Origin of the sequence: Luteimonas terrae (assembly GCF_031457535.1) — a bacterium.
Taxonomy (GTDB): Bacteria; Pseudomonadota; Gammaproteobacteria; order Xanthomonadales; family Xanthomonadaceae; genus Luteimonas; species Luteimonas terrae_A.
The window spans coordinates 193,240-219,526 of sequence record NZ_JAVDWO010000007.1 but is presented as its reverse complement, the minus strand read 5'-3'; the positions used below and the strand labels follow the sequence as shown (position 1 = coordinate 219,526).

General features: G+C 67.2%; 32 protein-coding genes and 2 tRNA genes. 5 read left to right on the top strand and 29 right to left on the bottom strand.

Features of this window, described 5'->3' with window-relative positions; translation table 11 throughout:
- Position 1 precedes the first annotated feature (1 nt).
- The 8 genes from J2W68_RS10340 to J2W68_RS10305 form a co-directional block, all read right to left on the bottom strand.
- Positions 2-313, bottom strand: a complete 312-nt coding sequence (locus J2W68_RS10340; protein ID WP_310235448.1) for a hypothetical protein — start codon at positions 311-313, stop codon at positions 2-4.
- The gene (locus J2W68_RS10335) at positions 313-810 is read right to left on the bottom strand and encodes a hypothetical protein (RefSeq protein WP_310235445.1); all 498 of its coding nucleotides are present in this window, start codon (positions 808-810) and stop codon (positions 313-315) included. Before J2W68_RS10335 ends, J2W68_RS10340 begins: the two co-directional genes overlap by 1 nt.
- Entirely contained in the window at positions 807-1,232 is a 426-nt protein-coding gene (locus J2W68_RS10330; RefSeq protein WP_310235442.1) for a hypothetical protein, read from the bottom strand. The genes J2W68_RS10335 and J2W68_RS10330 overlap by 4 nt, the downstream gene beginning before the upstream one ends.
- Positions 1,223-1,693 (bottom strand): hypothetical protein, encoded by a 471-nt coding sequence (locus J2W68_RS10325; RefSeq protein WP_310235439.1) that lies wholly within the window; start codon positions 1,691-1,693, stop codon positions 1,223-1,225. Before J2W68_RS10325 ends, J2W68_RS10330 begins: the two co-directional genes overlap by 10 nt.
- 35 nt (positions 1,694-1,728) lie before the next feature.
- The gene (locus J2W68_RS10320; RefSeq protein ID WP_310235437.1) at positions 1,729-2,808 is read right to left on the bottom strand and encodes a hypothetical protein; all 1,080 of its coding nucleotides are present in this window, start codon (positions 2,806-2,808) and stop codon (positions 1,729-1,731) included.
- A 37-nt stretch (positions 2,809-2,845) separates the two neighbouring features.
- Entirely contained in the window at positions 2,846-3,205 is a 360-nt protein-coding gene (locus J2W68_RS10315; protein WP_310235434.1) for a capsid cement protein, read from the bottom strand.
- Positions 3,206-3,241: 36 nt separating this feature from the next.
- Positions 3,242-4,264, bottom strand: coding sequence for a hypothetical protein (locus J2W68_RS10310; RefSeq protein ID WP_310235430.1), 1,023 nt, complete (start codon positions 4,262-4,264; stop codon positions 3,242-3,244).
- A gap of 68 nt (positions 4,265-4,332) precedes the next feature.
- Positions 4,333-4,791, bottom strand: a complete 459-nt coding sequence (locus J2W68_RS10305) for a hypothetical protein (RefSeq protein ID WP_310235428.1) — start codon at positions 4,789-4,791, stop codon at positions 4,333-4,335.
- Between the two features lie 287 nt (positions 4,792-5,078).
- Between J2W68_RS10305 and J2W68_RS10300 the strand changes: the two genes are divergently transcribed.
- Together J2W68_RS10300 and J2W68_RS10295 are read left to right on the top strand one after the other, a co-directional pair.
- Positions 5,079-5,393 carry a hypothetical protein gene (locus J2W68_RS10300; RefSeq protein ID WP_310235426.1) on the top strand — a complete coding sequence of 105 codons (315 nt, stop codon included), beginning with the start codon at positions 5,079-5,081 and terminating at the stop codon, positions 5,391-5,393.
- Complete coding sequence (locus J2W68_RS10295; RefSeq protein ID WP_310235423.1) at positions 5,390-5,596, top strand: helix-turn-helix transcriptional regulator; 207 nt, start codon at positions 5,390-5,392, stop codon at positions 5,594-5,596. Before J2W68_RS10300 ends, J2W68_RS10295 begins: the two co-directional genes overlap by 4 nt.
- A gap of 41 nt (positions 5,597-5,637) precedes the next feature.
- Here J2W68_RS10295 and J2W68_RS10290 read toward each other — a convergent pair whose 3' ends face one another.
- The 18 genes from J2W68_RS10290 to ppsR form a co-directional block, all read right to left on the bottom strand.
- Entirely contained in the window at positions 5,638-7,788 is a 2,151-nt protein-coding gene (locus J2W68_RS10290) for a minor capsid protein (protein ID WP_310235420.1), read from the bottom strand.
- A complete protein-coding gene (locus tag J2W68_RS10285) occupies positions 7,785-8,003 on the bottom strand; it encodes a hypothetical protein (protein WP_310235416.1) in 219 nt (72 codons plus the stop codon). Before J2W68_RS10285 ends, J2W68_RS10290 begins: the two co-directional genes overlap by 4 nt.
- Positions 8,000-8,146, bottom strand: coding sequence for a hypothetical protein (locus J2W68_RS10280; protein WP_310235412.1), 147 nt, complete (start codon positions 8,144-8,146; stop codon positions 8,000-8,002). The genes J2W68_RS10285 and J2W68_RS10280 overlap by 4 nt, the downstream gene beginning before the upstream one ends.
- 167 nt (positions 8,147-8,313) lie before the next feature.
- Entirely contained in the window at positions 8,314-10,194 is a 1,881-nt protein-coding gene (locus tag J2W68_RS10275; protein ID WP_310235410.1) for a hypothetical protein, read from the bottom strand.
- Positions 10,191-10,322 (bottom strand): hypothetical protein, encoded by a 132-nt coding sequence (locus J2W68_RS10270; RefSeq protein WP_310235408.1) that lies wholly within the window; start codon positions 10,320-10,322, stop codon positions 10,191-10,193. Before J2W68_RS10270 ends, J2W68_RS10275 begins: the two co-directional genes overlap by 4 nt.
- Before the next feature lie 107 nt (positions 10,323-10,429).
- Positions 10,430-10,741: a hypothetical protein gene (locus J2W68_RS10265; RefSeq protein ID WP_310235406.1), complete on the bottom strand. Its 312-nt coding sequence runs from the start codon at positions 10,739-10,741 to the stop codon at positions 10,430-10,432.
- Positions 10,741-11,484 (bottom strand): hypothetical protein, encoded by a 744-nt coding sequence (locus J2W68_RS10260; protein ID WP_310235403.1) that lies wholly within the window; start codon positions 11,482-11,484, stop codon positions 10,741-10,743. The genes J2W68_RS10265 and J2W68_RS10260 overlap by 1 nt, the downstream gene beginning before the upstream one ends.
- A 4-nt stretch (positions 11,485-11,488) precedes the next feature.
- Positions 11,489-11,863, bottom strand: coding sequence for a hypothetical protein (locus J2W68_RS10255; RefSeq protein WP_310235400.1), 375 nt, complete (start codon positions 11,861-11,863; stop codon positions 11,489-11,491).
- Positions 11,856-12,995 carry a tyrosine-type recombinase/integrase gene (locus J2W68_RS10250; protein WP_310235397.1) on the bottom strand — a complete coding sequence of 380 codons (1,140 nt, stop codon included), beginning with the start codon at positions 12,993-12,995 and terminating at the stop codon, positions 11,856-11,858. The genes J2W68_RS10255 and J2W68_RS10250 overlap by 8 nt, the downstream gene beginning before the upstream one ends.
- 340 nt (positions 12,996-13,335) lie before the next feature.
- The gene (locus tag J2W68_RS10245) at positions 13,336-14,226 is read right to left on the bottom strand and encodes a YdaU family protein (protein ID WP_310235394.1); all 891 of its coding nucleotides are present in this window, start codon (positions 14,224-14,226) and stop codon (positions 13,336-13,338) included.
- Positions 14,223-14,825 (bottom strand): SAM-dependent methyltransferase, encoded by a 603-nt coding sequence (locus tag J2W68_RS10240; RefSeq protein WP_310235391.1) that lies wholly within the window; start codon positions 14,823-14,825, stop codon positions 14,223-14,225. Before J2W68_RS10240 ends, J2W68_RS10245 begins: the two co-directional genes overlap by 4 nt.
- Before the next feature lie 145 nt (positions 14,826-14,970).
- The gene (locus tag J2W68_RS10235; RefSeq protein ID WP_310235388.1) at positions 14,971-15,768 is read right to left on the bottom strand and encodes a copper resistance protein B; all 798 of its coding nucleotides are present in this window, start codon (positions 15,766-15,768) and stop codon (positions 14,971-14,973) included.
- A gap of 434 nt (positions 15,769-16,202) precedes the next feature.
- Entirely contained in the window at positions 16,203-18,044 is a 1,842-nt protein-coding gene (locus J2W68_RS10230; protein ID WP_310235385.1) for a copper resistance system multicopper oxidase, read from the bottom strand.
- A 70-nt stretch (positions 18,045-18,114) separates the two neighbouring features.
- The gene (locus J2W68_RS10225) at positions 18,115-18,498 is read right to left on the bottom strand and encodes a CopL family metal-binding regulatory protein (RefSeq protein WP_310235383.1); all 384 of its coding nucleotides are present in this window, start codon (positions 18,496-18,498) and stop codon (positions 18,115-18,117) included.
- Between the two features lie 102 nt (positions 18,499-18,600).
- Positions 18,601-18,676 (bottom strand) — tRNA-Glu (locus J2W68_RS10220).
- A 51-nt stretch (positions 18,677-18,727) separates the two neighbouring features.
- Positions 18,728-18,803 (bottom strand) — tRNA-Ala (locus J2W68_RS10215).
- 95 nt (positions 18,804-18,898) lie between these two features.
- Positions 18,899-19,408: a DUF1249 domain-containing protein gene (locus J2W68_RS10210; protein ID WP_310235379.1), complete on the bottom strand. Its 510-nt coding sequence runs from the start codon at positions 19,406-19,408 to the stop codon at positions 18,899-18,901.
- 100 nt (positions 19,409-19,508) lie between these two features.
- Positions 19,509-20,330, bottom strand: a complete 822-nt coding sequence (gene ppsR / locus J2W68_RS10205) for a posphoenolpyruvate synthetase regulatory kinase/phosphorylase PpsR (RefSeq protein ID WP_310235377.1) — start codon at positions 20,328-20,330, stop codon at positions 19,509-19,511.
- 114 nt (positions 20,331-20,444) lie between these two features.
- On the opposite strand from ppsR, the gene ppsA reads away from it, so the two are divergent.
- Together ppsA and J2W68_RS10195 are read left to right on the top strand one after the other, a co-directional pair.
- The gene (gene ppsA, locus J2W68_RS10200; protein WP_310235374.1) at positions 20,445-22,829 is read left to right on the top strand and encodes a phosphoenolpyruvate synthase; all 2,385 of its coding nucleotides are present in this window, start codon (positions 20,445-20,447) and stop codon (positions 22,827-22,829) included.
- A gap of 124 nt (positions 22,830-22,953) precedes the next feature.
- Entirely contained in the window at positions 22,954-23,826 is an 873-nt protein-coding gene (locus tag J2W68_RS10195; RefSeq protein WP_310235371.1) for a mechanosensitive ion channel family protein, read from the top strand.
- A gap of 33 nt (positions 23,827-23,859) precedes the next feature.
- Here J2W68_RS10195 and orn read toward each other — a convergent pair whose 3' ends face one another.
- Positions 23,860-24,429, bottom strand: a complete 570-nt coding sequence (gene orn, locus J2W68_RS10190) for an oligoribonuclease (protein WP_310235368.1) — start codon at positions 24,427-24,429, stop codon at positions 23,860-23,862.
- An 82-nt stretch (positions 24,430-24,511) separates the two neighbouring features.
- Between orn and J2W68_RS10185 the strand changes: the two genes are divergently transcribed.
- Positions 24,512-24,997, top strand: coding sequence for a DUF2721 domain-containing protein (locus J2W68_RS10185; protein ID WP_310235365.1), 486 nt, complete (start codon positions 24,512-24,514; stop codon positions 24,995-24,997).
- A 225-nt stretch (positions 24,998-25,222) separates the two neighbouring features.
- Here J2W68_RS10185 and tadA read toward each other — a convergent pair whose 3' ends face one another.
- Entirely contained in the window at positions 25,223-25,720 is a 498-nt protein-coding gene (tadA, locus tag J2W68_RS10180) for a tRNA adenosine(34) deaminase TadA (RefSeq protein WP_310235362.1), read from the bottom strand.
- Between the two features lie 7 nt (positions 25,721-25,727).
- A complete protein-coding gene (locus tag J2W68_RS10175) occupies positions 25,728-26,285 on the bottom strand; it encodes an NADPH-dependent FMN reductase (protein WP_310235360.1) in 558 nt (185 codons plus the stop codon).
- Positions 26,286-26,287: the final 2 nt, after the last annotated feature.

Genomic DNA, 26,287 nt, shown 5'->3' with positions numbered 1-26,287 from the left:
CTCAGCTCTCCTGCGTGGTGGAGCCGCCGCCGGCACCGTCCGCTGTGGCGGAGTGAGCGGTGTCGGTGACGTCGGCGGCGATCTGGAAGCCGCGCGCGCGCAGGCGCTCGGCGGATGCGGGGGTGACGGCGTAGGTCACGCCGGGCACGTAGTCGCCCACGCGCAGCAGGCCCGGGCGTGCGCCGACGGGCAGCACCACGCGCACGGTGGGCTCGACGGGTGCTGCGGCGATCATCTTGTTGGCGTCAACAACTTGATCGGCCGGCGGCGTGGCGCGCGATGCGCGCGGCGGCTTTGTGGGTGTGCTGGTCATCAGTCGGGGTCCCGGTCGATAGTGGTGTGGGCGCGCAGCGTCAGCGTCTGCACGTGGGTCGGGTGGCGGTAGCTGCGGTCGTTGAGCACGCCGACGGCGTAGATCAGCGAGGCATCGCCCAGGCCGGGGTTGCGCAGCAGCAGGCGTACGACGGCGGGCACGATGCCCTTGCGCTGCGTGAGCGCGCGCGGGTAGTCCTGCTGGTGCCAGACCAGGCTGATGTCGATCTCGTCCAGCCAGTCCTGCTGCGTGCTGTTGAGCACCAGGCCATTGAGGTCGCCACCATCGTTGGACGCGCTGGCGCCCTGCGAATCGCCCGGCTCGATCAACCAGCACGGGTAGTGCTCTTGCCCCAGCTGGTCGAAGCGGCGGTTGCCTTCCAGCACCTTGGGCACCGCGGTCGGCGTGCGGCCAAGCGCAAGCGCCTGCATGTCCGCAATGAATTCGGAATCGGATTTCAGCGCCTCTGCAAGCGCGGCGAAGACGGCGGCGCTCATCGACGCGGCGCCTTCGTGGTGAAGCCGTTGGTGTTGATGAACTGCTGCTCCCACGTGTTGTGGGCTTCGTCCAGATCCAGCTTGTCGAACGCGTCACTGAAATACGGGCGCGCGGGAATCGGCCGGGCGTTTGGGTTGCCGTAGGGCTGGTAGCCCTCGTGGATGGCGCGGGCGTAGTTCGACTCGTTGAACACGGCCGCGCTGCGATCGCTCACGCGAATGCCGAACGCGCCGCGGAACTTGCCGCTGACCACGGGAATCGGGTAGTCGCCGGGCGCGCTGCCGCCTTTCGACAGATCCAGCGCATGCCCTTCCAGCCGCGTGGCGAGGATGCGCAGCAACGCCTTGCGGGCGGCCGGGATCTGCGTGCGGGCATCGCTGCCCCAGCGGCTCAGGCCGCCGTCGCTGATCGTCATCCGCATCGCGCACCTCGCGTAGACACGAACGGCCCGGTCACCACATGGGTCATCACGACGGCGCTGCCGGGGGAGCGGTCGCCCAGCGCGAGGCAGATGTAGGACTCGGCACACTCCATCGCGCGCTCGGCCTGCGCCTCGTACTCGCGACGGTTGAGGTAGGACATATCGTCGCGGCTGGTGGCCGCGTTGCTGTCGATGAAGCCGGCACGGCGGTTCCACAACTGCGCCGACACCCAGCACAACTCCGCCGCGCGCAGGTGTTCGAACAGCGCCGACGGCGCCACCACGTCCACGTAGCCGGCACCGAAGCGGCCGATCGCCCACGCAGATGCGCGGACCAGCAGGCGGTCGAGGTAACCGCCCTCTTCCGCCCAGCTGTCGTTCTCGCGTTCGTCAGGCGTGCCGAACTGCTCCTGGCGGAAGCCAGCGTCGGTGATGTCCTGAATGGTCGCCTTGGCCGCCATGGCTGCGGCGGCCCCTTGCGGGGCCGCCTGTCCCGTCAGCCGAACAGAACGCGGCGAACCTGCGACGTGTCGGCCACGATCGCGTTGTACTGCTCCGTGCCCACCATGTCGTCGGCCTGCTTGTAGATATCGCGGTTCTCTTCGACCTGCAGGTCCTGCCACACGCCGCGCGCGATCTTGCGGCCCGGCAGCACCAGGTAGTAACCGGCATCGTCGGCGGCCACGTGGCTGGTGGCGATGACGCCGGCGATCTGCGCGATCAGCGGCTCGCCACCGTGGTAACCGGCGATCAGGCTGCCGCGGGTGACTTCCAGCATGCGGCTGATGTAGCCCACCTTCTCCGGGCTGGTGACGATCCACAGCGGCGTGGAGGCGCTGACCGCCGTGCCCTTGCCCTGCTGCGCGCGGTAGATGGACGCCGCGGCGGCGTTGAGGGTTTCTGTGCCGAAGTCGTCGCCCGCGATGTGGGCGAAGTTGATGCCGCTGCCCAGGCCGGTGAACAGGCCGTAGTGGTTCGCGGCCTTCTGGTCCCACGCCTGCGTGCGGAAGCCCAGCGTGACGTCGGCGACGGTCCACCACTTGTTGTAGCGCAGCCAGTCGTCCTGGATGCCGATGCCGGCGCCGTACTTGACGTACTTCACCTGCAGCTCGGTCTCGGCCGGCACGCGGGCGATCTCGATCTTCTCGCCCGGGGCGCGCTGCTTGAACTGCACCGGGAACTCGCCGGTGTAGATCTCGAACGCGTCCTGGTTGCCGCCGCGCATGTCCACCAGGCGGAACAGGTTGGTCCACGCCAGATCGATCTCGGCCAGGCCGGTGTGGAACCACTGGTCGATGCGTGCCGCCACGTTGCTGCTCTGCGGCGTGTCAGTGGCCGTGGGGTACTTCACCCGCAGCGCGGACTTCACCGCGTCGAGGTTCGGCAGCGCCGGGCGTGCGCCGGCGGCACTGGTCACCGTGACGCGCGCATCGTTGGCGGCCTTGCCACCGGCCATGTCGAGGAACATGCCCGGCAGCGACAGCTCGAGGTTGACCGCCGCGGCCAGCGCCTTGCGCTGCTGTTCGGTCTGCATGGGAAGACTCGCGAGCGCGTGGAACTTGGCGACAGCGGACATATCGATCTCCGGAGAAAAGGGTGCGTGCGCGCGCCGGTCAGGCCGGCGGCGTGAAGTGGGTGTTGAAGGCGACCAGCGGGCTCACCAGCACGCCGGCCGCTTTGGGCTGCAGGGCGTAACCGAAGAACGCATTGCTGGCGGCGGTCTTGGTCAGCGCGCCGGCGCCGGCCGCGGCGTAGTAGATCGGGTCGTTGACGGCCCACACCTCGGTGGTGGCGGTGGCGTCGTTGACTTCCGTCTCGTAGACGAACGCGTTGTGCACGTTCGCCGCCGCAGTGTTGGCGGGGATCATCAGCTTCCCGTTGATGACGATCGGCGTGCGCGCGGTGGTGGCCGCGGTGTGCGCAAAGCCGATCGACTTGACGAGTTCGCTGGGGCTGGCGATGTTGAGGCGCATCTGCGTGACTCCGGAATGGGGAAAGGCGCGCGGCAATCAGCCGAACGCGGGGTTCTCGGCGAACTCGCCGGTGGGCGCCGGCTCCTGGCCGCGGTGCGCGCCGGAAGGCGGCATGCGCCCGCCCTTGGTGGCCTGCGCTTCGAGGCGCTTGGCGCGGCCCTGCAGGCGCGTGAGCGGGTCACCGGCGTAGATCGCCTTGGCGGCAGCCACCGACTCGTCGTCGTCGTCGCACAGGCCCAGCTGGCGCTCCTGCTTGACGATGGTGTCTATCAGCTCGTCGCGGTACACCGCGGCGGCCTTGACCGAGGCGGCCAGGTCGTCCGGCTTGTCGATCAGCGCGGCGTTGTCGCCCAGCGCCTTGCGCAGGCCCAGCACGATGTCGTGCGACGGCTTGGCCTGGTCCAGCTCGGCCTGCAGCGCGGTGGCCTTGGTCTCGGCGGTGGTGCGTGCCGACTTCTCGGCCTGGTACTGCTCTTCGGTCGGCATGGTGCGATCCTCGGTTCGGTTTGCGTGTTTGATGGCGCGTGCGCCGGGTTGTGCGCCCAGCCAGACGAGCGAGCCTTCGCTCGCTTCGCCGGGGCTGGTGAGCCGCCAGATGTTGAGTTCGATTCCGTTGACGTCGACGACGCGCTCGGAATCCTTGTAGGTGAAGCCGATGGAGACATCGCCGACCACACCAGCGTCGATCTCGTCCAGCAGATCGGCATTGCCGGTGGTACGCACGAGATAGGCATCGGCCATCAGCACCACGCCGGTCTCGACGCCTGGCGGGAACTTCAACCCCGGCTCGCGCAGCAACGCGCGCGCTTCGTCCAGGCTCATGCGTTCGAGCTTTGCACCGAACCAGCGGCCCTTGCCCGGGCCGCTATCGCCATCCCAGCCGGTCGGGTGCTTGATGAAAAGACCCTTGCCCGGAAGCGTGCGTGCGAAGTCCGCCAGTAGCGCTTCGTCGAAGCACTCGTTGTCGCGATCGATGCCGTTGTGCGCCAGTGCGAACGTGCGCACGTACAGCTTCTCCGCCGGAATCTCGGCGAGGGTGTACTGCGCGATCGCGGTCATCTGCACGTCAGTCGCCGTTCCCGACGACTTGACGCGGACAGACAGCGACTTGTGGCGCGTTGTGCCGCTCACTTCTCGCGCACCGCCTGGGCTGGCTTGATGTGGTGGCGGCGCCACTCGGCCTGCGGAATGGTGATCGGGCCGTCGTAGTCCGCGGCCTGCCACGCGGGGGTAGCGTCGGTCGCGGCGGCCGTGGCCGGCTGCGAGTCCGCGGCAGGCTGCTGTGCAGGGCTGCGTAGCTTGTCGGAGGCTTTGGCCGCAGCTGCGGCCTTCTCGGCCGCCTTGCGCTGCGCCGGGGTCTGCGCCTTCTGCGCGGCCGCCGCTTCGGTCTCGGTGCGCGCGCCGGTCTTCGGCAGCGCGTCGATGGCCTTGTCGATCGCGTCGATCACCGCCTGCCGCGGCTTCGCGTCAGCGGCTTCCGCCTCACGCAGTGCGGCCAGCTTCCCGGGCTCGACAGCGGGCAGCAGTTCGATCAGCTCCGCCGACGGCAGATTGCGGATCTCTTCGAGGTCGTGGTGTTCGGTCATGTCCTGCTCCGTTCGACGGCCCGGCAAGCGCGCGGGCGGGATCGTATGGAGGGACTTTGTCGGGCGACGCCGCTAGCGTCGCCCCCTGTACTGACGCATCGCGCTACACGCGTGCGCGCACCGAGCAGCGGCAGTTCGGATGCGAGTCGCGCAGTGGAGGCGGTCTCTTACGGCCGCGACGCTGACCCCACGAGTTCAACTCATGCCCGCTGGTTGACAATAGGCACTATGTGCCTATAATGGCGCCATGGCCAGCCACTCCGGCGGGGCGAAACAAAGAGATCGAAATGCTCCTCACCATCAGCGCCCAGCGATACATCGACGACGCCACCGTTGCAGCCAAGCTGGACGCCGAGGATTTCACCGTAAGCGTATCTCCTGAGTTCTTTGTCGTCGGTTGGGGCGCTGTGCGCGTCATCACAGACGGTCATCACTCGCTCGCCGCCGCTAAGGTTGCTGGCGTCGAGCCGGAGTGGATCACGCAGGACGCACGCGACAACGACACGATCGCCATGCTGGACAAGGGGCTGATTGAGGATTTCCTCCTCACCCACCGCATCGATAGCGACTACTACGACGTTGCAACCGGCGCCGACCTGTGACGCCCGACGCATCCAAGCACGACCCTCGCCCCGACTACCTGCGGGCGCTGCTGGAGCAGGCCGGCGTGACGCAACGCGAGGCCGCGCGCCGCATCGGGATATCCGAGAGGCTGATGCGCTATTACCTCGCGCCCGAAGCATCGACAGACCGGCGCAGCGCGCCCTACCCGGTCCAGTACGCGCTGGAGCGATTGCAGGCCTGAACCGCGAAGTGCAGCGCTTGCCAGCGCAACGGCTGCGGGCGTCACACCCTCGCGCGCACCGAGCAGCGGCAGTTCGGATGCGAGTCGCGCAGCGGAATCGGCGATGATGCGTCGTCGATGTCGTACGGGCCGAGTGCGGCGAGATCGAGGCAGATGCGCGACACCCGGCCGTCTTCGCTGGTCTCGTAGTCGTACTCGGTGACGCCGGCTTCGCGGTAGCCGTCCAGCTTGCCCTCCGCCTGCGCCCAGGTGACTTCGCTGCGCGCCAGGCGGCGCCAGTTGTCTTCGCCACCGCCGAAACGGCGCTGCAGATCGGCGGCGACGTGCGCGGGGTTCTGGCCGTCGTAGCCGCCCGACGTCAGCAGCCCGACGATGTTCTGCTCATAGCGCCGCGACAGGCCACCACGCACGAGCTCCAGCCCCTGCTCGGCGTAGTGCTGTTGCATCACCGCGCGGCGCTCGGCGATGGCGGCTTGCACTTCGGGCGAGTCGAATCCGGAAAGCAGTTCCAGCCCCGCGTTCGCGATGCCGCGGTTCCATGCGCCGAACTGCGCCGACAGCAGCGATCCGGACAGACTGGTCACCGCGCCGGCTTCCAGCGCCAGCAGTTGCGCAAGCGTGGCGCGGTCGAAGATGAATTCCAGCAGATCCTCGCCGGACTTGCGCGAGGCGCCCTTCGCGTAGCTGGAGAGGCCGACCGCGCGCAGCGTGGCATCGCGCAGGTCGCGCCAGGTGTCGATCATCTCGGTGATCGCGGTGGCTTCCAGTTCCGGCAGCGCGGGATCGGCTTCCGCTCGCGGTTCGCCGTCGTCGTCGCTGGCGGCCTTGCGCGCCTTCGATCGCGACGGCGCGCGGCTGGTGCGTAGGTTGTTGTCCAGGCCGCGCGGCGTGGCGTCGGTGGGGTCGCCGCTCTCGCCGCGCATCATGCGCGCCTGCTCGCGCAGGAACTCGGCCTGGGCGCGCTTCACTTCGTCGTGCAGGTTGGGCAGGTGCTGCACCAGCTTCCAGTCGCCCGGCTTCCAGGTGATGCCGCGCCCCCGCAGCATGGCCTCGACCGGGCGGCTCAGGCCCGGCAGGCGCCGGGCAAAGCGGGTCTTGGCGTCCTGGATGACCAGTTCGGCCTGCGGCTCGGCGATGCCAGCGGCCTGTGCCCAGCTGATGCCCAGCATCCACGCGGGAATGCCGAACGCGGCGACGATCTGCTCGATCATGTGCCGGGCCGGCATCTCGATCGCCATGGCCTCGCCGACGGCGCCGATGACGTCGATGGTGATCTCGTCGTCCTTGCCCACGCCGGTGGCGAGGTCGACGCTGTTGCCGTGCGCCTTGGCTGCCATGGAGCGGCCCAGCTCCATCGCGATGTTGCTGGCGCGCTTGTTGGCCTCGACGAAGTCGACGTTGCGGTTGGCGGTCTTGTAACCCACGTGGAACGACGGATCGCCGAAGCGCTCCCACAGCCGCGCGGTGGAGTTCTGCATGCGCAGCAGGATCTGCGCGACGAACGGCAGGCTGCGCAGCACGCTGGTGCCGTAGGGGTTGTCGGCCTCGGGCCGGTGCACGGCGAACATGCACTGCGACGCGTCCAGCTCCACGCATCCGATGCCGACCAGCGCCGCCATCATGTCGCGCGCGCAGGCATTGCCGCGCAGGATCTGCTCCACGTTGCCCAGGCCATCCGCGCGGCGGTCACCGCGGCGGCTGGGCGGCCGGTAGAACGTGTGCAGCTGCGATTCGCCGCGCACGAAGCCGATGCCCTTGCTGTCCGCCACGCGCAGGCCGATCACCTCGCGGCCCTTGCCGTCGAACACGAACTCGGCGACGCCGATGCCCTGCTCGTACAGTTCCTCGCCCTGCGAGGCGTACATCGCCTGGAAGCCGGTTTCCAGATCGTTGACCGGGACGTTCTGCATCCAGTCGTCGATGATCCCGGTGATGCGGTCGTTGCCGCCCTCCACGCCGATGATGCCGTCCAGCGTGACCAGGCGGCTGATGCCGCCGTCGAGCATGGGGATGGCCTCTTTCAGCGCTTCGTACAGGTGCGGGTTGACCGCCCGCGGCTCCCATGCGGCGAGCTCCTTGTGCCACACGCCCATCGACGTCGACTCGCGCGTGACGGCCGCGATCGCGCCGCCCTGGTTGTGGGTGGCGGCAGCGGACTTGCCGCGGAACCAGCTGGCGGGATTGAGGTTCATTTGGTCTTTTCCAGATGCATCGCAGCGCGAATCGCCGCGCGCATGTCGGTGAGGTTGGCTTCGACGCAGACGGTGGGCAGCAGCACCTGGCCGGTGGTGGTGTCCGTGTCTGCCAGCCAGTCGAGCAACACTTTGTCGGCCTGCCAAGCGTCGAATGCGGCGCGGGCGGCCTGCTCGCTGGATTGGAAGCTGATGCGCCAGGCTTCGAAGGTCATGCACGGCGTCTCTGCTGGTAGTAGAGCGCCGACCGAAGCGTGTTCTCGTTGATCTGAAGGCGCCGCGCAATCCAGCGCGGCCCGAACCCCTGGTCGTGCAACTGGCGGGCGTTCTCGATCGCGGACTCGGTGTAGCGCGTCATCGGATGCGCATCTCCAAACTTGGCGAGCGACAGCCCGAGTGCACGCGCGCGGTGCTTGACCGAATCCGGGGATCGCCCAATCTGCAGTGCGATATCAGCGCTAGAAAGGCGGGGCGCGAGATCGCGTAGGCGCCGGTCCTCGTCGCGCGTCCACGCTCGACCGGCCATCACGCCACCCGCCTCTGCACAGACCCCACCGCAAACACGTCGTGCGCGACGCCGTCATCGGTCAGCGAACGCAGCCGCCGCAGCATCTGCTGCCGGCGCGCGTCGGGAATGTGGTCGTCCTGCTTGCTGTAGATCGGCCACTTCGCACCCGGCCGCGCGGTCTGCGTGGCCATGGCGTTGAGCACCTCGTTGTCGTAGGCCATCGCGTAGCCGCCTGACTGCATGCGGGCGCTGATGCACTGGGTGGCCCAGTGCTTGGCGGGGGCGTGGGTGGTCTTGCGCTCGCCGGTGCGGGTGTCGTCTTCCTCCAGCGCCTCGCCGTCCTCGCCCACGCAGTCGACGTTCTGCTGGAAGTGGAATCCGATCATTCGGTCTTCGAACGCGCAGGCGGCGAAGCGGTCGACGTTGATCAGATTTTTGACCACCGTTGTGCCGGCGCTGCCGAGGTCGGCGCCCCAGAACGGCAGGTGGTTGAACAGCCCGTCGAGTGCCGCGATCAGTTCTTCCTGCAGGTGGTACGGGAAGCCCTTTGCGTGGATACGCACGCGGTCGTGCAGCACCGTGCCCACTTCCTCGCTGAGGATGATCTCGGTGGGATCGTTGCGCTCGCCGAGGTCGGCGCCGGCCCAGAACACACCCTGCCCCGCGCCCGGCACATGCGTGCGCAGGATGTCGCGGAACGCCTTGCGACGGCCGGCGTCATCGCCGCGCAGGATGTCGTGCAGCGGAATGCTCTTGTCCTGGTGCCATTCGTACTCGCCGACCTTGCGGCCTTCGTTGAGCACCAGCTTCACGCCGCGCACGTCGATGGTCAGGGTGTCGGCTTCGGCATCGGCGTGCAGCTTGATGACGCGGTAGCCGGGCATATCGACCACGTTGGGCAGCATCACTGCCCATGGCCACACGGGGTTCTCGGACTGGCCATGTTCGCCCAGCACGTTGCGCTGGAAGCCGGGGGTGTTGCGTCCGCCGAACCGGCGGATCATGTCAGCCTCGCGCTTCTCGTTCCAGAACGGCGCGGGCTTCATCGTCTGCTGCCAGCGGAACAGGCGGAAGCCGTCTTTCTCCGGCGGCAGGTTGAGCTGCGCCGTCTGCGTGAGACGGAAATACGGCGTGCTGCGATCGCCGTCCGGCACCGAGTACACGCGCGAGCGGCAGCCGGGTTTCAGCGCACGCCAGAATTCGCTGAAGATCACTTCCGTCTTGACCTTCGCGCCTTCGTCGAACAGCCCGAACCCGTTGACGTGCACGCCGCGGAACGCCTCGCCGTCGTGACCGCCCGGGCGGTAGTAGGTGCGCGCGATGCTGGGCCGGTCCGGGTTGATCGGATTGGGCGCCAGGAACCGGTGCATCGTGTGCGGGGTCTTCTTCGGCTTCATCCAGAAGTGCTGGATCAGCGTCTTGCTGCTGTGCCCGTCCGACGCGCCGAACTGCTCCTCGATCGCCATGATGATTTCGTCGAGGTGGGTCTGCTGCGGCGCGGCCACCAGCGACCACGGGTTGGCCACGCGCCCGCCCATCGACGTGCAGCCGGCCCACGCCACCAGCGCGATGATCTCGCGCGTCTTGCCGCACTCGGCCCCGTCCTGGTGCACCACGTCCTGGTCCCACGCCAGCATGCTCGGCCGCTGGTAGTCCCAGAACTTGTAGGGCTCGCCGCTGTCCGGCTCGAACAGATAGGTTTCGGCCCAGCGCAGCGGACACTCGAAGGTGAAGACCAGCAGCGCTTCGTCGATGGTGATGCCGTAATCGCCCCGCTCCAGCGCCCGCCAGCCCCAACCGCGCTCGGCCATCCACGCGTCGAACTGGTCGACGTCGTACACGCCGCGGTCGCGCATCTGCGCGCCGACGAGATCGACTTTGAGGACAGGGCGGGTCATGATTCTTGGTCCGGGTCAGGCTGGCTTTCGATCTGCGCTACCAACGCCTTCACCGCGGACACCACATCAGCAACCTCGAATTCTCGGCGCGAGTCCCCGACAGCCGATTTGATGGCGTGGATTGCCATCTCCCATCGGTCCTTTCGGACGATTGCACCGTCTGACCGGAACTCGTAGTCGGAAGGCTCTCCCTCCGCGAACTTAGGGTGCCGAAGGTCGCGCTCCGTGACTTCCCTCATGAGCCTTCCCCGTGCTCGGCTTGGAACGATCGCAGCAGCGCGGCGTCCGGATGGCGGTAGTTGCCCATCCAATCCGGCATCGGTGCGAAGCGTGTATCGATGCGCACGTTGACGCTGATCGAGTATTCGCGCGGCAGGTTTCGGTAGGTCTCGTCGAACTGTTCGAGCAGGCAGGCCATGTCGCGCTGCCAATCGTCCGGCATGGCGTGCATCAGCGATCGCGGTAGCGTGAGCCAGGCGGCGCGCGACAGGCCGAACCAGCCCCACAGGGCGTCGTATCCGCGACGCGTTGATCCGTTCGCGGCCATCAGCCCTCCCCGTGTTCGATGACGCGCCCGGGCCGCTTCGCGAGCCCGGCGCGCTGGAATATCCCGCCCAGTGCCTGCTGCATGGCGTCGGCGTTGTCGGTCTCGACCTTCGCGCGGCTCTGCGCCTGCGGCGTCGCCAGCGCTTCAGGCAGGCTGATGCCCAGCACCTCGAGCGTCTTGAGCACGATGGGCCAGCCGGGATTGGGCACGTACTTGCCCATGACCTCGCTGCCGTCGGCGCGCGTGACCACCACGCCCTCCGCGGTGACCATCGGGATTCCGATCATCGGGCCGAGGCTGGTGACCTGCGTTTTGAGGTCGTGGAGCATCTGCAACGTGCTCGCGATCTCGGACGCCATCATGGCGCCGACGCCGGTCATCGACTTGTTCTCGACGGCATCGATCACCGCGGCGAAGGCCTGCACGTAGACCTGCTTGTCGAGGCAGTTGCCGCCAGCCTGGGTGAGTCCGTCATCGACCAGACCGCAGGGAAACTTCGGGCAGGTGCTCAGACACGGCTTGCCGGTCGCGCCGATCAGCGCACCCATGCCGTTGTCGAAGTGCGCGCGATGCACAGCGCTGTTGAGCCCGTGCTTCCACGCGTTTTTGCTGCTGCGCGCCTTGCCTTCGTCGGTCTTCGGACCCGTGGAATGCTGGGCGGCATTGCGGCGTTGCGCCAGCTCACGGTCGGTGAGCGGGCGCTTGGGCGCAGGCGGGTTGGCGGGCGTGTCGGTCACGGGCACGGTTCTACCGACTCGCGGCGCCAGTCGCGCCCCCTGTTCTGACCACCGCGCTCACCGTGGCCCTGGAGACGCCCAGCAGCGCTGCGATGTCGACGATGGCCCAGTCGGGCCGGGTGCACAGCGTGAGGATCAGCTCGTCGCGCTCGCAGCGCCACAGGCGGCGGAAGAACCGGTGCCGCACGGGCAGCTTCGCCTTCTCGCCGCCCAGTTCGTCGAGCAGGATGGCGAAGGCCTGCGCGCCGGCCACGTCGCCGAGGTCGCGCATCAGCCGGTGGGCGACGTGGATGTACGGCGCCATCGGGTTGGCCTTGCGCAGCTGGTCCACCTCGAACGCGGTGGGCGCCTGGCCGCGGTCGCTGAAGTCGATGCCGTCAATCACTGGTGAGTTCCCCTGCTGCCATGCGCGCCCAGAGCGGGCGGCCGGTCGGTTTGGTGCCGAGCACGCTGTGCTGGCGGTCGGCGTTGAGCCGCGTCTTGCGGGCGCGCTCGGAGACGGCGAGGTAGCGGCGCGTGGTCTCGATGGACTCGTGGCCCATGAGCGCCCGGATGGTCTCGATGTCGGCGCCGTCGTCGTAGAGCTGCGTGGCGAAGGTCACGCGGAACCGGTGGATGCCCCACTCGCGCAGCTTCGCGGCCTTGGCGTACTTGCCCAGCAGCGCCTCGTGGCCGTCGACGGTGAGCTGGGCGCCGCGGTTCGGCCCGGCAAAGGCGACGAACAGCGCGTCGGGGTCGAAGTCGTACGGCAGGCCCTGGCGCTCCTCCAGCCAGTCCTGCAGCGTCTGCACGACCGGGCCTTCGAACGGCACGTCGCGTTCCTTGGCGCCCTTGCCGTTGACGCGCACCACGCCGCGGCGGCCGCTGAACTCGATGTCGCCCAGCCGCAGCGAGGCCAACTCCTCGCGGCGCAGGCCGGTGGTGAGCAGCAGCAGGACGATCGCGCGGTCACGGCGCTGGCTGCGTGGCACGCCTTGGTCGATGGCGCGGAACAGCGCCCGCAGGTGCTCGGTGGTGTATTTCTTCGGCGGCTTGGGCTTGCTGCGCGGGTGGCGCAGATCCGCGGTGGGGTTGTCCTCGGCCAGGCCGCGGCTACGGCGCCAGTCGTAGAAATTCCGCAGCGCCATGATCTGCTGCTTGCGCCAGCTGGCGCCGTTGCCGCAGCTGATCGCCAACCACCGCGCCCAGCGTTCGAAGTCCGCCAGCTTCGCCTGGCGGAAGTCGACGCCCTCGCCGGCCGCCCATTTCAGGAACCGGCCGATGGTCCGGGCGTAGGACTGGCCCGTTGTCGACGGCCTCGACCCGGTGTCGAAGACCAGGTGCGCCAGCCACAGCCACAGCTCGGCCAGCGAAGCCGGCGGCAGATGCATCGCCTCGACCCGCGTCATCACCTCGCGGAACCGCCGGTCGGTTGCGATCAGGTGCGCCCGGTGCTCGGGCAGCGCCAGCCCGTTGGGCAGCGGCGCCAGCGCCGCCAGCACCGCCGCCGGCAGCGGCGCAACGTCCGCGGCGTTCAAGCCGCACCCCCGATCCAGAACGGCCCCTTAGACCCCCTTCCATTTTTCGAGGGGGCAGTAGTTACGAACCTGAACAGATTTGTTAATTCTATGTGAAGGGGGGGTGTCGCCCCGGTCGGGGCGTCCTGCCACGGACCCTTATGGATCAATGACTTACGACGCCCCCCCACCCCTCCGCTGCCCGCTTCGTTCTGTCTCACTAGGTGGTGAGACTGGGCAGAGGCGCCAGCGGTTCGACCGGCCGCATCGCGGTCGTGGCGCGGCTTCGCGCCCTGTCGTTCCTGTTGCCACTGCACCAGTGCAACAACCGTGTTTGCGCGGCATTCGTTGATGCGGCGAATCACGAGACAGCCTCCGCGCTTGCGCCCTGGCGGAGTTCGCGCTGCTGATCACGCAGCGCGGCGATGCGCCTGTCGCGCTCATCGGCATCGATGTGGCCGAGCTTGTCGCACAGGTGACGGACGTCGTAGACCTGGTCTTCCAGCTTCGCGATCTGCTTCGCCCGTTCGGCCTCGGCGGGATCGACTGGCTTGATCGGTACGACCGTCGACGGCTGGCCGCGAATGATCTCGGCTGCATCCGTTCGTTTGCCCAGTGCACGCGTGACCAGGTAGCTGATCGGCTTCCCGATCTTGCCGGCCGCAGCGCCCTGCAGTTCTGCCACGGTGACGCCCTGCTCTGCTGCCAGCCTGACGTCAGGGCTTCCGCTGCTGCATTCGCTGTAACCCATTGCCTGCAGCGCGAGCGCCAAGGCGCTGGCCAGCTCAGAGTTCTTGGCGCTCGCAGGTGATGTATCTGGGGTAGGAGCTTTTCGTGTGGCGTGTGGCGTGTGGAGAGCTTCACCAGAGTGGGTATGCCGACGGGTGGACCCGCTGGGTGTACCCGTCGGGTCACCGGCTGGGTTCTTCTTGGGTTTGTTCTTCGCGCCGTTCACACGCGCCGTCTGGATGCGCTTCTGGGCCTTGGCGATCTCGGTGTCGGCCCGGCTGTTGTGCCGCAGGCCGTCCTCATCGTCGATCGGGAAGTAGCGGTCGGCGACCTTCACCACCGCCGCCTTGTCCGCAGCGCTGACCGCGCTGACGATCACGAACAGTTCGCCATGGGCCGCCGGCAGCGGCTCCTCTTCACCGTAGTACGCCATCAGCAGGCGCAGATAGGCGCCGTGCTCGAGCATCGTCAGGCGCGACGTGTCGCGCAGGTAGTCGCCGGGATAGAGCTCGAAGTAGTTCATGCGGCCGCCTTCAGGAAGGTCAGCCAATGAGTTCCGGCCCGCTTGCCGGACGTGTGCCCGAACAGCGGCAGCTCAGGCGTCAGCGCCAGAATTTCGCGCAGCGGGATCTGCACCTCTGCCCACTTGAAGATCAGCGTCCCTTCGGGCTTCAGTACACGGAAGCACTCCGCGAAGCCTGCACTCAGATCGTTCTGCCAATCAGCGCCCAGCTTCCCGTACTTGGCGGCCAGCCAACTGCGCGGACCTGCCCGTACCAAATGGGGCGGATCGAAGACAACAAGAGCGAATGCGCCATCAGCGAACGGGAGGCTGCGGAAGTCCAGCAGCGCGTCCGGGTGAATCGACAGTGCACGGGTGCCGTCTTCGCGATGCGTGCGGTCGGTGACAACCAAAGACTCATGCCGGCGGTCGCCGAACATGCAACGCTGGTCATCGCGGTTGAACCACATCATGCGGCTGCCGCAGCAGGGGTCCAGGACCGACGGCGTCGAGGCCGAGACCAGTGTTTCTGGCAGGTCCGCCCTGCCAGGCGCATGCTGCGATCGCGCCTCTGCACTCTGAGCAGACGGCCGGTGATGCGTGTGGATCGAGTCGTTCACCGATTATCCTTCAATCGGCGAAACGCTATTTGAATCAGTCAGTTAGCGCGGCTTTATGCCCGTAAACTAATGTACATTATGTAATTATTGGATCGACTGGGCCGGACCGATAGGTGGCGCCCTGACCGCGGGCGCCACCTCAAAGTCAGAACCAGGTCCGCAGCCCGAGCACGATCTTGGTGCCGTCTGGTGCCTCACCCATCGCGTCACGCAGGTCGCGCGTGTCGCCGTACGCACGTTCGTGCACGACGCCGATGTACGGGGCGAACTTGCGGGTGAACTCGTAGCGCAGGCGCAGGCCGGCCTCCGCCTTGGTGAGACCACTGCCGATGCCGCGCGTGGGATCATCGCGGCGCGCCAGTTCGAGTTCGACCACGGGCTGCAGGATCAGCCGGTTGGTCAGCAGCAGTTCGTACTCGAGTTCGAGTTCGCCGATGACCTGGCCGCCTTCACCGGCGTACGCCATCGCCGAGACCTCGAACATGTACGGCGCGAGGCCCTGGATGCCGACGGCTGCGAAGGTCTGCGATGGCCCCGGCCGGAACGATTGGCGAGCGCCGGCGACGACGTCCCACCATGGCGAGATGCTGCGCCCATAGAGCACGTCGAGATCTGCGGCGTGCGTCCGCCCTGCACTGCGTTCGCCGCTGGCTTTCAGCCACAGCCGATCGATGTCGCCGCCGATCCATGCGTCCGCTTCCCAGGCCTGGCCGCTGTCGTGGTCGCCATCGAACACTTCCAGCCGGTTGATCCGGACAAAGCTGTGAATCGCGTCGCCGTGCATCTCGTGGCCGTGCAGATGGTCGGGGAACGCGGCGGCGCGATCGGCGTCGGTGATCGGTGGCAGAGGTTCTCGCGGCGGATGGTCGGCTGGTAGATCGCCGGCGGGCTTTGCAGGTTCACCTCGATGGTGTGCGTGTGCGCCATCGGCTACGGGCGGCACAGGCGTCTTGGGGGAAGCAGGATGCCCTGTGTGCCCTGCGTGAGACGCGTTATCCCGGGCGGCGTCGGGTTCGGCTGCGGCTTGGTTGCGATGCTGCGCATGCGAGCCTTCCGCACGCCCGCCGGTCGCGCCTGCAGGTTCGCCATGCCCGCTGCCATGCGCCTGATGCGTGGCCGCCGGGGCTGTATCGAGGCGCGGCGTCGCCGCGGGTTCTGCTGGCCTGCGGTGATGCGCATGGGGATCCGCAGCCGGCGCTGTCGCAGGTTTCGAAGCGCGTGGCGGCGTCGATGTTGCGCGCGGTTGCGCTGGCTTTTCTACGGGCTTTGCAGGCGGCGCATGATGCCCATGCGCGCTGTGCTGTGCGTGCGCGCTGCCGATCGCGGCACACAATGCAGCGGCCAGCACGCCGATGGGTGCGAATGTCGACAAGGCGCTCATTCGACCACCTGCACTTCGCGGAACATGCCCGCTTCCATGTGGTACAGCAGATGGCAGTGATAGGCCCATCGTCCGAGCGCATCGGCGCGTACGCGGTAGCTGCGTTTTGAGCCCGGCGGCATGTCCACGGTGTGCTTGCGCAGCTGGAAGTTGCCCTGCGCGTCTTCGACGTCGCTCCACATGCCGTGCAGATGGATCGGGTGCGTCATCATCGTGTCGTTGACCAACACCACGCGCAGGCGTTCACCGTAGTTGAGCCGCAAGGGCTCGGCGTCGGCGAACTTGATGCCGTCGAACGACCACGCGAACTTTTCCATGTGGCCGGTCAGGTGCAGCTCGATCTCGCGCCCCGGCGCGCGGCCGTCCGGATCGTCGAACAGGCTGCGCATCATCCCGTAGGTCAGCACGGTGCGGCCGTTGTCGCGCAGGCCGATACCCGGATCGTCGAGCCTGTGCGTCGGCGCCATCGTCTGCATGTCGACCAGCGGATTGTTGCGCTCGCTGTCGGGATGCGCCTGCATCGCGCTGGCGCCGTGATTTTCGCCGTGCCCCCTCGCGGCATGCTGCATAGACGCATGATCCATCGCGGCGTGATCCACACCATGCCCCATCGCGGCATGATCGGGCGCACTCCCCTGCCCCGCGCCGTGCCCGGCATGACCACCACCATGCATCCCGCCGTGGCCCATGTCGTCCATGGTCAGGATCGGTCGCGCGTCCACATCCGGCACCGGCGTACGCAGACCTTCGCGCACGGCGAGCGTGCCGCTGACGAACCCGGTGCGGCCCATGTCCTGGGCGAAGATCGTGTAGGCGTCTTGGCCGGACGGCTCGACGATCACATCGAACGTCTCGGCCACCGCGATGCGGAACTCGTCGACGCTGACCGGATGCACGTACTGGCCGTCGGCTGCGACCACCGTCATCTTCAAGCCCGGAATGCGCACATCGAAGTACGTCATCGCCGAGCCGTTGATGAAGCGCAGGCGGACCTTTTCGCCACTGCGGAACAGCGCCGTCCAGTTGCCCGGCGAGGTCGTGCCGTTCATCAGATAGGTGTAGGTGTGCGCGTTGACGTCGGAAATGTCGGTCGGCGTCATGCGCATCTGGCCCCAACCACGGCGCTCGGCCAGCGTTGCCCGCAGGCCCTCCTCGCGCGCGTCGCGGACGAAGTCGCCGAGCGTGCGCTTGTAGTAGTTGTCGTGCTCAGCCATTTTCTTGAGCCGCGCGAACAATGCCTGCGGCGGCAGGTCGGTCCAGTCGGTCAACAGCACGACGTAGTCGCGGTCGAACGCGAACGGCTCCGGCTCGATCGGGTCGATGATCAGCGCGCCGTACATGCCGGCCTGTTCCTGGAAGCCGGAATGGCTGTGGTACCAGTAGGTGCCGCCCTGGCGCACGTCGAAGCGGTATTGGAACGTCTCGCCGCGGTGGATGCCATCGAAACTCAGGCCCGGCACGCCGTCCATGTTCGACGGCAGCAGGATGCCGTGCCAGTGGATCGAGGTCATGTCGCCGTAGATCGAACCGGCCGGCAATGCGTTGCGCACGCGCAGGTCGACCGTGGTGCCTTCGCGCCAGCGCAGGATCGGTGCCGGCAGCGAGCCGTTGATCGTGGCCGCTGGGCGCGTGCGGCCGGTGAAGTTGACGAGGGTCTCGCCGACGACGAGGTCGAAATCGGTGCCGGCGAGCACGCGGCTCGTCGGCGATTGCAGCGCCCAGCTGGCGCGCGGCCACAGGCCGGCACCTGCGGCGGCGATGCCGCCCAGCGCGAGGCCCTGCACGAAACGTCGGCGCGACGGCGCAACGCCATCGTCCGCGGGAATTCGGAATGTCATGTCTGCTCCAGATCGGATGTCGGGTCGCGAGGCGACCCATGCCCTGCCCCTATCGAGGCAGCGAGTGCGATCAGGCGCGGTGGATCGGAGGTCGGACGGGATCGTCGAGATGCGGCGCGGCGCGATCTTCGGCCACATGGGCGACGACGACCGTACGGCCACTGGATGCGGCGATGCGCGGCACCACCGGCAACACGCTGCCGCAGCCATGCAGACAGAGGCAGTCGCCGCCGTCGCAACAACTGTCGGGTGTGGGTTGTTCGTGCGTGTCCGCCGCCGCGGCGGCGGAATCCGACGCTATCGCATGGCAAGGCGGCGGCGTTTCGGAAGCCCCATGCGTGGCATGCGACGTCGATTGCGCAGGTTCCGCGGCTGCGAATACGGCGCCCATGCCGTCGAACGCCAGCAGGACGGCGAGCAACAGATGCAGCAGCACGAGCGCGGAAGAACGCATGCGGGGAGTATACGGCGACGGGCCTGCGCGCCACGTGGCGCATTGGCCGGCCGCACATAGCAGAACGTGCAACCCTTGCGAGCTGCCCGTCTGCTTGAAAAGTGGCGTCCCCACGGGGATTCGAACCCCGGTGTCCACCGTGAAAGGGTGGTGTCCTAGGCCTCTAGACGATGGGGACGCAGAAACCTGCATCATTCTATCGATCGGCCTTTAATCGACAGACAAATTGTGGTGGAGCCAGGCGGGATCGAACCGCCGACCTCCTGCATGCCATGCAGGCGCTCTCCCAGCTGAGCTATGGCCCCACGTTTGGGAGCGCGAAAGTGTAGTGTTCCGTGTCGGCAACGTCAACAGAATTTCGCACTTCCTTCGTTCGCATCGATTCGTTCCGGGGAACGTCTCAGCCGGTGGCGCCGGCCTCGCTGCGATCGAGCCGCGCATCATCCTGATTTGGACGCAGGCTTGCAAGCCCATGTCCCTGATCGTCGAGATACTGCAGCCATTTTCCGAGGAAGGTGTTCATGCGCAGGCGGTGATCGACCACTTCTTCCGGCGGCGGAAACATGCCGATCACGTCCTGCCAGCGGCGGCCGACATAGCAATGCGTCGCCTCGACCTGCCCTGCATCCCGGTACAGACGCAGATGCGCAGACGGATCCGGTTCGCCGGTCACCGGGTCGAGCATCGCGTAGCTCAGGCGCAGTTGCGTCGTGTACGGATGCTGCTCGATGACGTCGAGAAACACCGGCAACGCGCCTGGCACGTCGGACCGGAAGCGTCCGGGTGCGAGGCTCGCGGGATCGAACAGGCGCACCAGGCGCTCGTGGTTCTCCGCATACAGCGCCATCAGCCAGCCGAACCGGCCCATCGAAGGGACGCGTGGGCGGCGGCGGGTCAGGACTTTTTCCATGGATCGATGCTACATCCGCAGCGATGAATCCGTCAGGATCGAACACAGTCGCTTGGGATGGGATTCGGGGCCTGCAGGCCCCATCTCCGGCGCGACCGCTTCAATACATCACGCGCTCGATGCCCAGTGTCGACAGCACCTTGCTCGAGATCTCCTCGATCGACGTGTGCGTGGTGCTCAGCGACGGCATGCGCTCGGCGCGGAACAACGCCTCGGCCGCGCTCACTTCGTGCTTGCAGGTCTCCAGCTTCGCGTACCGCGAGTTCGGCCGGCGTTCCTGACGGATCTGCGCCAGGCGCACCGGGTCGATCGTCAGTCCGAACAGCTTGGCGCGGTGCGCGCGCAGTCGCGGCGGCAGGCGATCATGTTCGAGATCCTCTTCGGTCAACGGGTAGTTCGCTGCGCGCACTCCGTGATGGAGCGCGAGATACACGCAGGTCGGCGTCTTGCCTGCGCGCGATACCGCGACCAGGATCACATCGGCCTCGTCGTAGTTCGTCGCCATGCCGTCGTCGTGGGTCAGGGCGAAGTTCATCGCGTTGATGCGGCGGTGGTAGGTCTCGAAATCGACCATGCCATGCGCGCGACCGACGCGCGACTCGCGCGTCTCCAGCAGTTCGCGCTCCAGCGGTTCGATGAACGGCGCGAACACGTCGAGCACCAGCGCCCCGCTCTCCCCGAGGACCAGGGCCAGGCCGGTGTCGACGCAGGAGCTGATGACAATCGGGCGCACGCCCATCGCCTCGCCACGCGCACGGATCAATACCGCGACTTCGCGCGCGCGGGTCTCATTGTCGACGAACGGAATCCGATTGGTACTGAACTGCGTGCCGCTGAACTGGGTGAGCAGACTGTGGCCGATGGTTTCGGCGGTGATGCCCGTGCCGTCGGACACGTAGAACACCGGGCGGGGACTGGACATACGGGCTCCGGAAGTCACGTGACGAGCGCCGCGGCGCCCGGGAGGGCTAAAATAGCCGTTCGATGCCGGGCCTGCCCGACCTCCTTCTCGATCAACGCGACACGGAGTCTCACCTTGAGCGCCAACATCCTGTGGCTGCATGACCTGCGCCTGTCCGACCTCGCCCAGGTCGGCGGCAAGAACTCGTCCCTCGGCGAGATGATCGGCAACCTCGCCAAGCTCGGCGTGTCGGTCCCCGGCGGTTTCGCCACCACGGCGGATGCATTCAAGGCGTTCATCGCCCACAACGATCTGCACCAGCGCATCTTCGATCGCCTGGCGCCGCTGGACGTCGAAGACGTCGCCGCGCTGACCGCAGCCGGCAAGGAAATCCGCAGCTGGGTCATCGACGCGCCGCTGCAGCCCGATCTGGATGCCGACATCCGCGCCGCCTACGACAAGCTGGCAGCGGAAAACGGCGGCGGTGACATCGCCGTGGCGGTGCGCTCGTCGGCGACTGCCGAAGATCTGCCCGATGCCTCGTTCGCCGGCCAGCAGGAGACGTTTCTCAACGTCACCGGCGCCGACGACGTGGTGGTCAAGGTCAAGGAAGTCTTCGCCTCGCTCTACAACGACCGCGCAATCGCCTACCGCGTCCACCACGGCTTCAAGCACGAGGACGTGTTCCTGTCGTCGGGCGTGCAGCTGATGGTGCGTTCGGACATCGGCGCGTCCGGCGTGCTGTTCACGCTCGACACCGAATCCGGCTTCCGCGACGTGGTGTTCGTGACTTCGAGCTTCGGCCTGGGCGAGATGGTCGTCCAGGGCGCGGTGAACCCGGACGAGTTCTACGTCTACAAGCCCACGCTGCGCGCCGGCAAGCCGGCGATCCTGCGTCGCGGCATCGGCAGCAAGCAGCTGCGCATGGTCTATTCCGATGTACCCGGCGAGCGCGTGCGCATCGAAGACACGCCGGCCGACCTGCGCGACACCTTCTCGATCACCGACGAGGACGTGCAGGAACTCTCGCGCCAGGCGCTGATCATCGAGGAGCACTACAAGCGCCCGATGGACATCGAATGGGCGAAGGACGGTGCCAGCGGCAAGCTGTTCATCGTGCAGGCGCGCCCGGAGACGGTGAAGTCGCGCACCAAGAACACCCAGATCGAGCGTTTCTCGCTCGAGCAGCGTGGCGAGGTGGTCTGCGAAGGCCGCGCGATCGGCCAGAAGATCGGCGCCGGCGTCGCCCGCGTGGTGCGTTCGCTCGACGACATGAGCCGCGTGCAGCCCGGTGACGTACTGGTCGCCGACATGACCGATCCCGACTGGGAGCCGGTGATGAAGCGCGCCGCCGCGATCGTCACCAACCGCGGCGGCCGGACCTGCCACGCGGCGATCATCGCCCGCGAACTCGGCGTGCCCGCGGTCGTCGGCACCGGCAATGCGCTGGAGACGATCGAGGACGGCCAGGAAGTCACGATCAGCTGCGCCGAAGGCGACACCGGCTTCATCTACAGCGGCATCCTGCCATTCGAACGCATCACCACCGATCTGACCTCGATGCCCGAGGCGCCGCTGAAGATCATGATGAACGTCGCCAACCCCGAGCGCGCGTTCGACTTCGGCCAGTTGCCCAACGCCGGCATCGGCCTGGCGCGTCTGGAGATGATCATCGCCGCGCACATCGGCGTGCATCCCAATGCCCTGCTCGAGTACGACAAGCAGGACGCGGACACGAAGAAGAAGATCGACGCCAAGACCATCGGTTACGGCAGCCCGGTCGATTTCTACGTCAACCGTCTGGCTGAAGGCATCGCCACGCTGACCGCGTCGGTCGCGCCGAACCCGGTGATCGTGCGTCTGTCGGACTTCAAGTCCAACGAGTACGCGAACCTCATCGGCGGCAAGCGCTACGAGCCGGAAGAAGAGAACCCGATGATCGGCTTCCGCGGCGCCAGCCGCTATGTCGATCCGTCGTTCACCGAGGCCTTCGCGCTCGAATGCCGCGCGGTGCTCAAGGTCCGCAACGACATGGGCCTGGAGAACCTCTGGGTCATGATCCCGTTCGTGCGTACGCTCGACGAAGGCCGTCGGGTCATCGAGGTGCTGGAGAAGAACGGCATCAAGCGTGGCGAGAACGGCCTGAAGATCATCATGATGTGCGAGCTGCCGTCGAACGCGCTGATGGCCGACGAGTTCCTCGACATCTTCGACGGCTTCTCGATCGGCTCCAACGATCTGACCCAGCTCACCCTGGGTCTGGACCGCGATTCGTCGGTCGTCGCCCATCTGTTCGACGAGCGCGATCCTGCGGTCAAGAAGCTGCTGTCGATGGCGATCAAGGCCGCGCGCGCCAAGGGCAAGTACATCGGCATCTGCGGCCAGGGGCCGAGCGACCATCCGGATCTCGCCCAGTGGCTGATGGACGAAGGTATCGAGTCGGTGTCGCTCAATCCCGATACGGTCGTCGACACCTGGCTCAAGCTCGCGAAGTCGAAGGCGAAGCAGTCCGCTGCCTGAGATGACATGCACTTAATGCCGCATCGGCCAGTCTGATGCGGTCCACGAGCCCCGCTCCGGCGGGGCTCGTCTGTTTCAGGGCCGCGGTGTGCGGGCCCGCCCGACCCCGAATGGAGGGAAACGCGTGTTTCAATTCGAATCCGTGCACTGGAACCAGTTGCTGGTCCTGTGGGGCCCCACGCTGTTGAAGGCCGCCGCGGTGATGCTGGTCGGCATGTGGCTCGCGCGCCGGCTCAGCGGCATGGTGCCTGGCGCCCTCACCCGCTTCGGTTTCGATCCGATGCTGGGCAATTTCCTGCGCAACATCGCCTACATCGCCGCCGTGGTGGTCGTGGTCGTGGTCGCGCTCGGTACGCTGGGTGTGCAGACCGCGCCACTGCTCGCGGTCATCGGCACCGCCGGTCTCGCGATCGGCCTCGCGCTCAAGGACTCGCTGTCCAACATCGCCTCGGGCGTCATGCTGGTGACGCTGCGCCCGTTCCATGTCGGCGACGTCGTGACGATCGCAGGCCAGACCGGCACCGTGCGCGAAGTGCGCATTTTCCAGAGCGTGGTGGAAGGTGCGGACAAGCAGTTGCACACCATTCCCAACAACCTGATCACCTCCGACGTGATCACCAACCTGACGACACAGGGCATCCGCCGCGTCGAACTGGTGATCGGCATCGGCTATGGCGACGACATCGAGCAGGCGCGCAGCGTGGCGCTGGAACAGGTGCGCGCCGATGCGCGCGTGCTCGAGGAGCCGGGCGCCGATGCGGTGGTCTACGAACTCGGCGACAACGCCGTGAACCTGGGGATCCGCTGTTTCGTGAAGTCGTCGGACTGGTTCGGTACCAAGACCACGCTGCTCGAACGCATCAAGACCGCCTACGACGCGGCAGGCATCAGCATTCCGTACCCGCAGCGCGATACCCACCTGTATCTCTACGACGGCGAAGGCAAGCGGGCGTCGCTCCCGGCGCCTGCACCGCGCGAAGACACCGCCGTTCGCTGACGCCCTGTCCGGCTGATCCGGTGGCGCTGCCCGTCAGACCGTCGGCGACGCCAGCGCCGCCATGTGCCGGCGGTAGTGGCGGAGCTCATCGATCGAATCGCGCACATCGCTGAGCGCGGTGTGCGCCGAATGCTTGGTGAAGCCGGCCAGCACCTGCGGCGCCCAGCGGCGCGCGAGTTCCTTGATCGTGCTGACGTCGAGATTGCGGTAGTGGAAGAACTTCTCCAGCGCCGGCATCTGCCGGTGCAGGAAGCGGCGGTCCTGGCAGATCGAGTTGCCGCACATCGGCGACTTGCCCGGCGCGGCCCACTGCTGCAGGAATTCGAGTGTGCGCGCCTGTGCTTCCGCCAGGCCGACGCCCTGCTCCAGTGAACGCTGCCACAGGCCGGAGCGGCGATGCTGGCTGCGGTTCCAGTCGTCCATCGCTTCGAGCACATCGAGCGGCTGCACGATCGCCAGCTCCGGGCCTTCGGCGAGGACGTTGAGCTCGGCGTCGGTGACGATGGTGGCGATCTCGAGGATCCGGTCGTGGTCGGTATCCAGACCGGTCATTTCCAGGTCGATCCAGATCAGCCTGCCTTCGATGGCCTTGTCGGCATTCATGCGTGCATTCGCCTTACGCGGAGTGACGGCGCATGATATCGCAGCCGCCGCTGCCGCCAGGTCCGCAGTGTTCCCTTCCCAGATGTTGTCCAATCCCGCCTTGACGCACTACGCCATTCTCACCGCGATGCTCGCCCCGGCGTTCTTCCTGACCGCCACTGCCTCGCTGCTCGGATCCGCGAATGCGCGTCTCGCCCGTGTCATCGATCGCACCCGCTCGCTGCTGCGTGATCTGGCCGAAGACGAAGGCAACGATCCCGAAGACCGTCGCGTGCTCGAAGCGCGCATCGCGCTGCAGCGTCGTCGCAGCCGCATCATCCTGCGCGGCAGCCAGCTGCTGTACGTGGCGATCAGCTGCTTCGTCGGCACCAGCCTGACGGTCGCAGCTGATTCCCTGCTCGACCACCGCTTCGAACAGGCGCCGACCCTGCTCGCCTGCCTCGGCGTGCTGGCGATGTTCGCGGCCAGCCTGCTGCTGGCGCGCGAGGCTTCGATGGCCGTGCATGCGGTCAACGAGGAAATGGACGACGCGCATCGCCGGGCGAACCGGCGCAGTCCGTTGATCTGAGTTTTGGTGGTCCTTCTCCGTCTTGAACGGCGTGACGTCCGGGGTAGAAGGCGCACGACGGGCGGATGCGGGTTTCTTCTAGCTTTTGGCCCGAGATGCCCTGCCCTCACCCGAAGTGCTGCGCGCGTCGATCCCGGATCCAGTCCGGGGCAGGCTCTCTCCCGGAGGGAGAGGTGCTGATTGGCTGCGATCTGAAAAAAACGCGCGTTGATCTGGCGCGAGCGATCAGCGCGGCGGCAGGCCGCGCTTGCGGCGGAAATAGTTCGTCAGCATCGGTCCGGCGACATCGGCCAGGACGCCGCCGGTGACCTCGATGCGATGGTTGTGGCGCGTATCGCCGAGCACATCGAACACGCTGCCGGCGGCGCCTGTCTTCGGATCGAATGCGCCGAACACGACCCGCGCGACGCGTGCGTGGATCATCGCCATCGCGCACATCGCGCAGGGCTCCAGCGTCACGTACAGCGTGCAGCCGATCAGCCGGTGATTGCCGAGCGCAGTCCCCGCGCGCCGCATCGCGACGATCTCGGCATGCGCGCTCGGATCATGCTCGGCGATGTTGCGGTTCCAGCCTTCGCCGATGACCGTGCCATCGGCGCTCACAACCAGAGCGCCGACCGGAATCTCGTCGTCCTCGTGCATCGCGCGCTCGGCCAGGGCCAAGGCACGCGTCATCCACGCGACATCGCTGTTCTCGGCTTCGGGAATGGCAGGCGACGACATCGACACCTCAACGCGTCTCGCGGAGATGCGCGGCGAAGCCCTGCACGAAGGCGCCGAGCTGCGCACGCACCTTGTCGTCCTGCAGCGTGCCGTCTTCCCTGAAGGCCTGGCCCGCGCGCGAGACCAGCAGTCGACCGCCCGCCCACTGCCGGCATCCGAGCGTGCGCAGCACCGGCAGCCACGCGGTCTGCGCCAGAATCGTGCCGAAGCCGCCGAGCGATGCGCCGATGACGGCGACGGGGCGATCGCCGAACAACGCGGGAATGCCGCTGCCCGGGCGCGACAGCCAGTCGATCGCGTTCTTGAACACGCCGGGGATGCCGTTGTTGTACTCGGGCGTCACCAGCAACAGGCCATCGGCCGCGAGGATCTGCGCTTTCAGCGCGTCGACCGCCGCCGGGATGCCGTCGCGCGCTTCGACATCGCCGTCGTAGAGGGGAATGCCGTGCAGCGTGGCGGTCTCGATCGTCAGCTCGTCGGACGCGAATCCCTGCGCGGCGCGCAGCAGGCCGGTGTTGTAGGAGGCCGCGCGCAGGCTGCCGGAAATGCCGAGAATCCTGACCAATT